The organism is Paenibacillus sp. LS-5, assembly GCF_056121505.1.
On record NZ_JBWAVA010000019.1, the window covers coordinates 77,507 to 89,972 of the forward strand.

Annotated in this window: 11 protein-coding genes; 2 read left to right on the forward strand and 9 right to left on the reverse strand. The window is 51.0% G+C overall.

Features of this window, described 5'->3' with window-relative positions:
- Positions 1-52: 52 nt before the first annotated feature.
- The 4 genes from AC0MA3_RS22420 to AC0MA3_RS22435 all read right to left on the reverse strand — a co-directional run bounded on the left by AC0MA3_RS22420 (position 53) and on the right by AC0MA3_RS22435 (position 2,822).
- A complete protein-coding gene (locus AC0MA3_RS22420; protein WP_474657854.1) occupies positions 53-751 on the reverse strand; it encodes a hypothetical protein in 699 nt (232 codons plus the stop codon).
- An 83-nt stretch (positions 752-834) separates the two neighbouring features.
- Positions 835-1,287: a flavodoxin gene (locus tag AC0MA3_RS22425; protein WP_379150708.1), complete on the reverse strand. Its 453-nt coding sequence runs from the start codon at positions 1,285-1,287 to the stop codon at positions 835-837.
- A gap of 204 nt (positions 1,288-1,491) precedes the next feature.
- Positions 1,492-1,857, reverse strand: coding sequence for a VOC family protein (locus AC0MA3_RS22430; protein WP_474657855.1), 366 nt, complete (start codon positions 1,855-1,857; stop codon positions 1,492-1,494).
- 98 nt (positions 1,858-1,955) lie between these two features.
- Positions 1,956-2,822, reverse strand: a complete 867-nt coding sequence (locus AC0MA3_RS22435; protein ID WP_474657856.1) for a helix-turn-helix domain-containing protein — start codon at positions 2,820-2,822, stop codon at positions 1,956-1,958.
- Between the two features lie 280 nt (positions 2,823-3,102).
- Between AC0MA3_RS22435 and AC0MA3_RS22440 the strand changes: the two genes are divergently transcribed.
- Both AC0MA3_RS22440 and AC0MA3_RS22445 read left to right on the forward strand, forming a co-directional pair.
- Positions 3,103-3,966, forward strand: a complete 864-nt coding sequence (locus AC0MA3_RS22440) for a class I SAM-dependent methyltransferase (RefSeq protein WP_379150699.1) — start codon at positions 3,103-3,105, stop codon at positions 3,964-3,966.
- 12 nt (positions 3,967-3,978) lie between these two features.
- Positions 3,979-4,716: an RluA family pseudouridine synthase gene (locus AC0MA3_RS22445; protein ID WP_474657872.1), complete on the forward strand. Its 738-nt coding sequence runs from the start codon at positions 3,979-3,981 to the stop codon at positions 4,714-4,716.
- A 79-nt stretch (positions 4,717-4,795) separates the two neighbouring features.
- On the opposite strand, the gene AC0MA3_RS22450 is transcribed toward AC0MA3_RS22445, so the two are convergent.
- From AC0MA3_RS22450 to AC0MA3_RS22470, 5 genes are all read right to left on the reverse strand, one after another.
- Complete coding sequence (locus tag AC0MA3_RS22450; RefSeq protein ID WP_474657857.1) at positions 4,796-5,251, reverse strand: MarR family winged helix-turn-helix transcriptional regulator; 456 nt, start codon at positions 5,249-5,251, stop codon at positions 4,796-4,798.
- Between the two features lie 253 nt (positions 5,252-5,504).
- Positions 5,505-7,946 (reverse strand): DNA gyrase subunit A, encoded by a 2,442-nt coding sequence (gyrA, locus tag AC0MA3_RS22455; protein ID WP_474657858.1) that lies wholly within the window; start codon positions 7,944-7,946, stop codon positions 5,505-5,507.
- Positions 7,947-8,437: 491 nt separating this feature from the next.
- A complete protein-coding gene (gene parE, locus AC0MA3_RS22460; protein ID WP_474657859.1) occupies positions 8,438-10,420 on the reverse strand; it encodes a DNA topoisomerase IV subunit B in 1,983 nt (660 codons plus the stop codon).
- A 65-nt stretch (positions 10,421-10,485) separates the two neighbouring features.
- Positions 10,486-11,463, reverse strand: coding sequence for an ABC transporter permease (locus AC0MA3_RS22465; protein WP_379154057.1), 978 nt, complete (start codon positions 11,461-11,463; stop codon positions 10,486-10,488).
- Between the two features lie 4 nt (positions 11,464-11,467).
- Positions 11,468-12,448, reverse strand: a complete 981-nt coding sequence (locus tag AC0MA3_RS22470) for an ABC transporter ATP-binding protein (protein ID WP_474657860.1) — start codon at positions 12,446-12,448, stop codon at positions 11,468-11,470.
- Positions 12,449-12,466: the final 18 nt, after the last annotated feature.

The window sequence follows — 12,466 nt, forward strand, 5'->3', positions numbered from 1 at the left end:
TCGCCTTGACCGTCTGCTTGCAAGCACAAGCTATACTGTAGGCAGGCTCCACTCACATCAGCCCATATCCCCGTTGAACCAGCTCATCCTGTTCGCTTCTGCGTTCTCCGTATTTCAGCAGCTTCGAAGCCGACTCCTCCCGACCCAGGAATACGGACAACAACCGTACATAATCCATAGATTCCATAAGCGGGATTCCTGCACCATCAAACCTATACCGTCGGCCGTCCAAAAGAGAATATACCTCCACCCTTTCGGCTGGCATTCCATAAGCCTGATGGCAAAATACATTGGCCATATGCAGAAATCCTGTAATGACCTCATCATTTCCATTCACCATGAATTTCTGAATCCTGAGGCAGCGTCCGGGAACCACAGCATTCCAGGCCAGCTGAAAAATCATCGCCAGCTCAATCTCCAGCTCCGGCACCGGGATATGCCACTGCTCATACAGCAGCACCGGCACCTCCTGCAGATGATTCACACTGACGATCCGCATCAGTTCATCGGAGACTGCGTTCTTGACCTCCCAATAATGCATCAGCGATGAAAAAGCATCCCCTCTGGGTGGCCAGCGCCGCTCCAGCAGGAACTGGATCGGCGTTTCGCTGCGCACCTCAGGCTGCAGACTATAGAAGTCATTCAGCGTATGCCCAACCGCATACTGCACTTGTTGTCTCCAGCGCGGCAGCCCGGTGGCCTGCGACCCGTTCCCGGTATGTTCTGATCCTCCCAGCATAATATGCTCCATGCGAAAATCATCCAGCCGTCTGTATTGTACGGCATGTAGATCTCGTGCCCCAACGGTCCTGCTTCCCGCCGCGCCGCCCATTCTTAGGATACCGCCGCGCAGGTCTCGATAAATTGGCGGCCAAAGCTGCGGCAGGCTTCTTTTTCCGCTGCGTTAGGCCCGTATTCAATCTTCAGGCTTTCCTGTATAATATCCGCTCCGCGTTCCCTCAGCTTCTCCTCAATCTGATTCACGGCACCGCAGTATATTTCATAACCCGTATCTCCGCTGCCGAAGGCGGCAGCCTTGAAGGCTGTCAAATCCAGCTCATCCATCTCCTCATAGAAATCCAAGAATTCATCCGGCAGCTCGCCATCTCCCCAGGTATATGCCCCTAGCAGAACGCCTTCATAGGCTTTTATCTCATCTGCATTGCAGTCTGTGACCGATTTCAGAACCGCCTCACCACCGGCCTGGCGTATACCTTCCACAATCAGCTCAGCCATTTCCTCCGTGTTGCCAGTCAAGCTGGCATATGCTACTAATACTTTCGCCATGTATGGTTTCCTCCCAAAGTAAGCACACTTTTTATACCAATCAAACAAGTTTAAATTTAAATCAAGTATTGCTAATCCTATTCTATTTGATAATGATTCTCATTGTCAATATAAACACACAAAAAACGGACCCTCCGGTTCCTTCACCGTTAGAGTCCGCCTTCAACGCTTTCAACAAGTACATTCACCATGGGTACAACAAGCTTAATATGCGCCTTCCAGTAACGTAATTCCATTGCCGTCCGGATCACGGAAGTTCATTTCTTTTCCACCATACTCCATGGTAGCCGGCGCCTGACAATCCAATCCCCGCGCTTTAAGCTGCTCATAGGTCTCGTCCAGACTGCTGCAGGAAAATACCAGATTAACGACTCCGGTAGTGTGCTTGCCCCATTTGTTCTCATCCCAGATAATCAGCCCCGGCTGTCCACGGTCAAAACCGATCTTCGCGCCGTCATAATTACCAAATCCCTCAAATGGAACCGGAACCCCCAGCAGTTCAGCATAAAATTTTGCCAAAGCGGCCGTATCCTTGGTATACAAGTTAATACCTTCAAAAGAAGAAATCATCTGCCCGCACTCCTTCAAGATTATTTACTAGCTGCGCATTGGCCCGCTGACATCAGTGTACCTGCTCCTGTAATTAATGTATTGCAAAAAAACGACATCTACCTCCGGGCATAAGCCAAAGCCTCAAGCGGCGTTCTGCCGGCAAATTTCTTGAAGCTGTTGATCATATGCGACTGGTGGCTGTAATGGTAATCGTATACTACATCCTGCATCGCCCTTTCTGGGGGAGGAGAACGGTATATATCAAGCCATACATTTTGAAACCGGACCAAATCTGCTGTTTTTTTCGGAGAAAGCCCGATGTATTCCCGGAAAAGCCTTTCCAGTTGCCGGCTGCTTACCCCTGCTGAGCTCTCAAGCTCTCTGACATTAACGGCCCCTCTCTGCCTAAGAATACTGTAGACGGCGTTCAGCAAGCTATCCCGGCTATGCCCGGTGCGTTCCAGGCGCTCAAGCAGATATTCTTCCACCATTGCGATACGTTCTGTATATGAAAGAGAGGCGGCCAGCCTATAACCCAGCTCTTTGCGAAAAGAAGCAAAATATTGCTCCACCGGAACATGAACATTAAGAACATCTCTGAGGTGATCATCCGTGAATAAGTGCACGGCCCAGAAATGAAAACGGATAGCGAAGTACAGCCTGCCGGTTGACTCCTCGGCTTGTCCCACTTCAAACGGAGCATCATTAATTCCGCAAAAAAACCCTTCAGACTCCCCCGTATGCTCATCCCACTCCCAAATAATATCCATACAGGTGTCCGGTATAATCACTTCCCGCTCCAGAGAGCCAGAGGTTGGCCCGTCTGTCAGGATCACCTTCGGTTCTAGCCCACTCGCCTGCGGAAGGGCTCCAGGTCCCCAGAAGCAGCGGATATACGGCCGCAGTGCCTTGCAGGGCAGAACCTCACTGGCTCCGGCGGGCCTTGCCGTAATCGGATAATACAGCTGCGAAAGATCAAACATCCGGTCCTGCCTCCCTTCTAGTAGTTCTATAGAACACAATCCGATCATACACAATCATTGCCAGAAGCGCCAGAATTACAGACCTCTCTTTTCCTCTGCGGATCCTTTTAGCTGCACTCATTAGTCTTCATACTTCACTCCATTCTATGGAAATAATATACTTAATGGAGGATTGGGGTAAAATGAGAAGAATCGCAGCTTTACAAGCATTTTGTTTGTAGCTGCAAGGCTAAATGTTGTACAATAAAGGCTAAATGACTTTTTGAAGGATGGATTAATAATGTATATAGCAAGTGATTGGAAGGACTACGAAGTACTAGACACTGGAGGCGGAGAGAAGCTGGAGCGTTGGGGTGATATCATCCTGCGTCGTCCGGACCCGCAAATCATCTGGCCGCTTGCCAATGAGACCGCGAAATGGCGCGATGTGCATGGTCATTACCACCGCAGTTCAGCCGGAGGCGGACAGTGGGAAATGAAGAAGACCATTCCAGACGATTGGAAAATCAGCTACGGCAAGCTGAAATTCCACCTGCGTCCGACCAACTTCAAGCATACCGGTCTGTTCCCCGAACAGGCGGCCAACTGGCGCTGGATGATGGACAAGATCGCTGAAGCGGGCCGTCCGATTTCCGTGCTCAATCTTTTTGCCTATACGGGTGGGGCTACCGTTGCTGCTGCCAGCGCAGGAGCTTCAGTCGTTCACGTGGATGCTGCCAAAGGTATGGTCCAATGGGCAAAGGAAAATGTGCAGCTGTCGGGTTTGGCTGAGCGGCCGGTTCGTTACATCACCGATGATGTCTTCAAATTCGTTCAGCGTGAACAGCGCCGCGGCAGCAAATACGATGCGATTATCATGGACCCGCCATCCTATGGCAGAGGCCCCGGCGGTGAAATGTGGAAACTGGAAGCAAGCCTGTATCCGTTCCTGGAGAGCTGCATGGAGATTATGAGCGACAGACCGCTATTCATGCTGATCAACTCCTACACTACTGGTATTTCACCAACCGTTCTGCGGAACATGCTCTCGATGACAATGGGCAAACGTTACGGCGGTAAGCTGACCTCCGGTGAAATTGGCCTGCCGATTACGGCCTCCGGAATGAACCTGCCTTGCGGAATTCTGGGCCGCTGGGAGGCGTAAAGCATGTCAGGAATGACACCCGGCACACCCAGTGAATCCGGTAGTGGAAGCTCCCGGTTCGAGATTCTGTACGAAGACAATCATCTGCTGGGCATCGTGAAGCCTGTGAATATTCCGGTGCAGGAAGACGCTACAGGTGATCCTGATCTGCTCAGCCTGCTCAAAGAGGATGTGAAGGAGCGCTTTCAGAAGCCGGGCAACGTATATATGGGACTGGTTCACCGGCTAGACCGTCCGGTTGGAGGAGCCATGATCTTCGCCAAGACCTCCAAAGCCGCTTCACGGCTGTCGGAGAGTGTCCGCTCCCACAGTTTCCACAAGGTCTATCTGACCGTGGTTCACGGCAAGCCACCGGCTGCGCAGGGGCGTCTGGTCAACACTCTCCTAAAGGATGCCAAGAGTAACACGGTGACGATAGTCCGCCAAGGCACACCCGGGGGCAAAGAAGCCATTCTGGATTATACGGTTCTCGGCAGTGTTGAAGGTTACAGTCTGCTCAAGATCGATTTACTCACCGGACGTTCCCACCAGATCCGGGTTCAGCTCAGCGGTATCCGCTGTCCCCTTTATGGTGATCAGAAATACGGGGCTGCTGTGAACAAGCCCGGCCAGCAGATCGCTCTGTGGTCCGCACTTGTCGGCTTCCCGCATCCCGTCACCAAAGAAGAAGTTGAACTAATCTCACTGCCGCCGCAGACCCATCCGTGGAATCTGTGGACACAGCATATACAAAAGCAGGCCATCCGTTAAAGGAGGCCTGCTTTTGTATATGCATGAATATATTTCTCTAAGAATGAAAATAGCACATTCTTATAGACCGCCGCCGGCATCAGGGCATTGAGCCCTCTGGTGTCGGTGTCGGTGTCGGTGTTGATGTTGGTGCCACCGCCATCTTCCCCATCAGATAGAGCAGCAGCTGCTGGTTATGAGAAGAGATCGGGTCTAGCGCTTCAGCAAAAAAATCGCTGCGGATCTGAAGTCCGCGTTCGGTCTCTTTCTTGCCCGTCTCCGTAATGCTCACCCATACAATCCGCCGGTCCGCAGCATCACGCTCCCGCACTATCAGACCATGTTTCTCCATCCGGTCCAGCAGCATCGTTACTGCTGCCGGGCTTGTCGCCAGATGCGGTGCAAGATCAGAAGGCTTCATCGCGTCACGCTCCTGCAGTAATTCCAGTACAGTAAGTTGCGCGTCTGTAAGTGTAGGGGCAAGATTGCTGTCCATATGTAACTTGTAATCCTTTAATATTTTATGCCAGATCTTACTGAATTCAGTGGAGTGCACACGTATTCCGTCCTTTCTTGATCAATAAGGATGGGTTCATTTCGGGTCGTCATATCTACATTTTCGCGAGAAAACTTCCATTTCCTGCAAAAGGAAAAAATAAATAGCCCAAAGCCATACTGAAATGCATCCTTTGAATCAGAATCAGAGTATGGTGTATGTATCATAAAACGGTGTCCTTGTTCTCCAAATGGGGATTCAGGACACCGTTAATTTCTTCATAACTTTGTGAAATCAAGAAAATTACATATTACTACTTAACTGCAGGGAATAGGCTGATAATCTCGTCCTTCTTCTCAATGGCGACCAGTTGCTTGCCTATCGAACGCCGTTCGCTGAGCGGCGCCGCTTCCGAGGAGAAGGAATAAGTTGCTCCACTACGGGATATTGCCACCAGTTCAAGCGGTTCGCGGCAATAAAAAGCGCCTGAGATTCTGCTGCCGTTCGGACGGACCCGCTTGCCCTCTTTGAATTCGAAGGTTGGCATCCCTTTGCCGCCGCGGCTCTGCGCCGGGTAATCCAGCAGCAAGGTTCGTTTGGCATAACCAATTTCGGTTACCGACAGGATTTCACCTTCATCTTCACTGACCCAGAAGCAAGAGACCACTTCGTCACCTTCACGCAATTGAATTCCCCTTACCCCACTGGCTACACGCCCCATAGGGTTCACTTCGCTCTCACGGAAACGGATGCTCATGCCCTCCCGGGTCACCAGCACAATCTCCTTATCACCACTGCTCAGTGCCACTGTGATGACCTCATCCCCATCGGCCACTTTGCATGCCGCAACGGCCCCTGAACGGGTGGTGGAGTATTCCTTGAGCTCGGTTCGCTTCACCTGTCCCTTGCGGGTGATGAAGACCAGACTAGCCTGCGGATCCTCCATATTGCCGACAGGAAGAATGCTTACAATTCCATCTCCTTTGGCCAGACCAATCACGTTCACTATCGCTGTTCCGGGTTCCTTCCATTTGAACTCCGGGATCTGGTGCACGGGCAGAAGGAAATATTGCCCTTTGCGGGTGAATACAAGCAGGCTGTCCCTTGTATTCAGGTCCATCAGCTTGATGATATGGTCGCCTTCCTTCACGCCCGAAGCGTGGCGTTCGCCGCCTGAACGTGTGAAGGAAGGCATGCCTGTACGCTTGATATATCCGTCAGCTGAAAGAGCTACAAGGACATCCTCAGCGTTCACAAGCACTTCAAGACTGACCTTAAGCTCTTCGACCTCACCCTGTATGAGGGAGCGGCGGTCGATACCATATTTATCGCGGATTTCGATAAGCTCTTTACGGATAACAGCGATCAATTTCTTGTCGCTGTCCAGAATACCCTGCAGTACAGCAATCCGTGCATGCATATCGTCCAGCTCCTTCTGGAGGGAATGAATCTCCAGATTGGTTAGTCTGTACAATTGCAAGGTAAGGATGGAGTCCGCCTGTCTTTCACTGAATCCGAACATCCAGACCAGATTGTTCTGGGCATCCTGGCGGTTCTTCGACGCTTTAATAGCGGCGATCACCTCGTCCAGGATATTCAGCGCTTTAACCAGCCCTTCCAGTACGTGGGCACGGTCCTCTGCCTTTTCCAGGTCGAACTGGGTGCGGTGGGTAACTACCTCACGCTGGTGGGCAATATAAGCCTCCAGAATAGCTTTAAGGCCAAGCTGCTGTGGAGACTTGTTAACAATAGCAACCATGTTGAAATTATATGTGATCTGCAGGTCGGTTTTTTTGAGCAGATAGGCAAGAATCCCCTGGGCATCCGCCTCTTTCTTAAGCTCAACTACGATTCGCAGGCCATCGCGTCCACTCTCATCGCGGACTTCGGCGATACCTTCAATCTTTTTCTCCAGCCGGATATTCTCCATGGAAGTGACCAGCCGGGATTTGACGATCTGGAATGGCACCTCAGTGATCACAATCTGCTGTTTTCCGCCGCGAAGCGTTTCAATCTCCGTCTTGGAGCGTAAATAAATGCGCCCTTTGCCTGTGCGGTAAGCATCCATGATGCCTTCGCCGCCCATAATAGTACCGCCTGTCGGAAAATCAGGACCTTTGATAAAGGTCATGATATCCTCCAATTCAATATCCGGCTTCTGCATGACAGCGATGCAGGCGTCGATCACCTCACGCAGATTATGCGGAGGAATTTCTGTCGCAAAGCCAGCCGAAATGCCACTGGTCCCATTGACCAGCAGATTCGGATAACGGGAGGGTACCACCACCGGCTCCTTGGCTGTGTTATCGAAATTGTCCTTGAACAGCACCGTGCGTTTCTCGATATCGCGCATCATCTCCATCGCGATCGGTGACAGCCGCGCTTCTGTATAACGCATCGCTGCCGCGGGATCATCATCCATCGAACCCCAGTTGCCGTGTCCGTCTATAAGCACATGACCTAATTTCCAGGGCTGCGCCATCCGTACCATACCTTCGTAGATGGATGAGTCTCCATGCGGATGATAATTCCCCATCACATCCCCGACTGTTTTGGCGGACTTGCGGTATGGCTTGTCCGGGGTGTTACCCGAATCATACATCGCATACAGAATCCGGCGCTGCACCGGCTTCAGCCCATCGCGTACATCCGGAATCGCCCGGTCCTGAATGATATATTTGGAATACCGGCCAAAGCGGTCACCGACGACCTCTTCCAGAAAAGCCGGCAAAAACTGTTCTGATAAACTGCTCATTCGTTCACCTTCTGTTCCTCAAATCTGTCCGCGTTTTAAATATTGGTGATACCTTACCACCTAGCTGAAGGGAAATTCTTCGAGGTTTGTTGCCAATAATGTTCAATAGAAAAAGACTATGCTGATTGGTGTCCGGCGTAACTGCGGGGAATGTTTGGACTTCCGGCCTCTGTTATGTTTGGATTTCCGGATTTTAACCGTTATTAGCGGTAGAAATCCAAACATAAAGGCGGATGCTCCGCTCCTACAGTTCCAAACTTCCCCTTCGTTACTTTCCACTCCATAAGCTTCGCTTTATTCTGTAGAACCTGGCGGCAAAACCAGAGAATTCTCCTTTTTGCTTCGCATAAAAGGATCACCAAAAAATTAAAAACAGCGGAAGTAATCGTCACTTACCGCTATACATTTACCTACCTCGTAGATATCCTGCCGCTAAATAACGCGGGACGGACAAATTACAGAGATACGTTCAATTCCGACAGAAATTTCTGCTATTCCTCTATCTCCGTGAAATCGACATTCTCCACGATCCAGCGCTTACGCGGGTCGACCTTGTCACCCATCAGCGTGGATACGCGGCGCTCTGCCTTGGCGGCATCCTCGATCTGCACTTGAAGCAGATTGCGTGAGTCCGGATTCATCGTGGTTTCCCACAGCTGATCCGGGTTCATCTCGCCAAGTCCTTTGTAGCGCTGCAGCTCGAAGTTCTTACCAAATTCCTTCAGGTAGTTCGCCAGCTCCTCGTCGCTCCAGGCATAACGTACCGTCTCCAGCTTACCCGATTTGCGCGTAAGCTTGTACAGCGGCGGCTGAGCAATAAAGACTTTGCCGGCATCAATCAGCGGCTTCATATAACGGTAGAAAAAGGTCAGCAACAGGACCTGTATATGCGCCCCGTCAGTATCAGCATCGGTCATGATAATAATCTTGGAATAATTGCTGTCTTCTACGGCAAATTCCGGCCCGATTCCTGCACCGATGGTGGAGATGATAGCCTTGAATTCGTCGTTCTTGAGCACATCCAGCAGCTTGGCTTTCTCAGAATTCATCGGTTTCCCTTTCAAAGGCAGGATCGCCTGAATCTTGGAATCCCGTCCCTGTTTGGCTGAACCACCGGCAGAATCGCCTTCGACGATGAACAATTCTGTACGCGTTACATCCTTGGACTGTGCAGGCGACAGTTTGCCACCCAGGTTCGAGCTTTCACTGCGTTTCTTGCCGCTGCGGATTTCATCGCGGGCCTTACGCGCAGCTTCCCGTGCTTTGGAGGCCTGAATCGACTTCTTCAGGAGGCTCTGTGCCACCTGCGGGTTTTCTTCCAGAAAACGCGCCATATTCTCGGATACAATATAATCGACAGCACTTCGGGCCGATGCGCTACCGAGCTGGTCCTTCGTCTGGCCGACGAACTCTACCTCGGACATCTTAACGCTGATCACGGCCATCATGCCTTCGCGCAGATCATTACCCTCTAGGTTCTTGTCCTTTTCCTTGAGCAGCTGTGTACGGCGGGCATAATCATTCAGAACACGGGTATAGGCTGTCTTGAAGCCTGTCTCATGCGTGCCACCGCTGCGGGTAGGAATGGAGTTCACGAAGGAAGCAATCGTTTCTGTATATCCGGCATTGTATTGCAGGGCAATCTCAACCTCAATATCATCCTTTTCCGAGCTGAAATGGATCACATCATGCAATACATCCTTGCCCTCGTTGAGGAACTGTACGAATTGGCTCGCTCCGCCTTCATAAAAGTATTCATCCTGCCGGCCGCTCCGCTCATCTGTCAGATTAATGCGCAGGCCGGAGTTCAGAAACGCGATCTCCTGTACTCGTTCCGCCAGTGTGTCATAGTTCAGGGCAATTCCGTTCGGAAAGACACGAATATCCGGCTTGAAGGTGATCTTCGATCCGGTCTTATTCGTATTTCCCATAACCTCAAGTCCGGTCACGGGCTCACCGACATGCTCTTTGCCCTTTTTGTCCACCCAATATTCAAACCGCTGCCGGTGAATCTTGCCATCCCGGTATATTTCTACTTCCAGCCACTCGGACAAAGCATTGGTCACCGAAGCTCCCACGCCGTGCAGACCGCCGGATTTCTTGTAGCCAGAGCCTCCGAACTTGCCCCCCGCGTGCAGAATAGTAAAAACCACCTGCGGTGTAGGCACTCCTGTCTTGTGCATGCCGGTCGGTATTCCGCGTCCATTGTCGAGTACGGTCACCGAACCGTCCTTGCGAAGTGTAATATCGATTTTGGAGCAAAACTTGGCCAAATGCTCATCTACGGCGTTATCTACTATTTCCCATACCAGATGGTGCAGTCCCGAGGAACTCGTACTGCCGATATACATGCCGGGCCGTTTGCGTACTGCAACCAGACCTTCGAGCACCTGAATGTCGTCAGCATCGTATCCAGTCCGGGCGGTATCGCCGGTCTTAGAGACTTTTGCAAACATATCGATCTGTTCGAGCATTCATGCTCCTCCTTCTTTCTCTATCTGCGAAATGCAAACAAACGTTTTCGTTCACTTTGTACATTCTAATTCAAAATATCCCGTTTCGTAAAGACGGTGAATGAAATGATCACCGAAAGAATTCCCCAAACGGCCAGTACACCCATAGAAAAAGATAGTGTCATCCCCTCAATAGGGGCGGGCGATCCGGACAAATAGCCGGTCAGGCCCAGGTTGACCATGAATAAATATTTTGCCGTAGTCCAGGCTGAAGCCATATTTGTCAATATAGTGCCGGCAATCAGCGCCGCCATCATCACAACAATACTTGCGGCTGTGCTGCGTACGAGCACTGATACCATGAATGCCAGAAGCGCAACAACTACACTCACGAACCAGATCAGTCCGCCCTGCATCAGTATATATTTCCATTGCGGCACCGCATGCACGGTAGACATATTGACTGTATCTCCATTCAGCTGAAAACCTGTAAAGACAGGGACATTAAATCCTTTATAGCCAAAAGCCAGACCCGACACCAGATAGCTGATCAGAAAAGTCGAGAGCACAATCAGCGAGACAAACATCAGCAGTGCCGCCATTTTACTGAACAGCACCTTCCAGCGTTTTACCGGGCGGGTCAGCAGCATTTTGATGGTACCTGTGGTGCGTTCTCCAGAGACCAGATCGGAGGCTACAGCCATGATCAGGAGTGGAATAAACAAGGTTACCGAATTGTCCAGAAACTCACGGGTGAAGGTTACTCCGCTGGGCTCATTCGGATTCACATCATGATCCAGATAATATTGCAGCTGCTGGACAAAAATTTTCCGGTAAGACTTCCATTCCTCGGGGATCCGGTCACTGCCGAGTGAATTCTGATTGTCTATGATCTGCTGCTGAATCTCAAGCCTCCAGTCCGAGTTGAACTTATCCCGGCTGCGCTCGGCAATCCGCATCTGCGCGTATGTAAACATAGGCACCAGCACAAGCAGAATGAGCAAAATAATATAGAAACGTTTCTTTTTAATAATCTTCAGGCACTCATTACGGATGAGCGGCATCAGGCTAGTCAATAGTCTCACCTTCCGTTAGCTTCAAGAATAGCTGTTCCAGTGTGGGGTTGATTTTATGCACGGCTCTTACTTCCACCTCATCTGTAACCAGTACGGCTACAATCTCCGGAATCAAATCCTCCTCCATCAAGGTGATCAGAGAATTCGCACCCATCCCGGCAATAATGGAATCATCCAGAGTCACTTCATCCATCTCCATGAGTGAAATATCCGGACGGCCGCCAAGGACCTCTCTTGCTCTGCTTAGCGGCTCCAGTTCCCACAGCACATATGGTGAACTCTGGGCAACCAGATCATCCACTCCGCCTACGGCGAGCACACGTCCTTTGCTGATAATGGCCACCCGGTCACAGAGCAGCTGAATTTCGCTCAGCAGGTGGCTGGAGACAAATACAGCTAGACCTTCATCGGCCAGGCGGCGGATAAATTCACGAAGCTCCTTGATCCCTTTGGGATCCAGCCCGTTCGTTGGCTCGTCCAGGATTAGAAGCCGGGGACGTCCCAGAAGGGCCTGGGCTATCCCCAGGCGCTGGCGCATGCCCAGTGAATACGTGCTTACCTTGTCATGTATCCTCTGGTCCAGCCGGACGATATCTACTACCTCAGCGATACGGTCCTTACCCACTCCCGGCTGCATCCGGGCAAAATGCTGCAGGTTCTCCCATCCGGTCAGGTAGGTATATACCTCCGGATTCTCCACAATGGAGCCGACATATTGTAATGCTTTTTCAGGTTCACGGTTCACATTGTAGCCGCACACGGTAATTTGCCCTTCGCTTGGCCGGATCAAATCTACCAGCATGCGGATGGTTGTTGTTTTGCCGGCTCCGTTCGGACCGAGAAAACCAAATATTTCACCTTCGCGCACGTCAAAGGTTACGTCATCAATAATCCATTTACGCCCTATCTTTTTGCGGACACCGTTGACAGACAGCACTACCGTTCCGGAGCCGTCTCTTGGGTCTGTTGTCATTCTTCTCGCAGCTCCCTT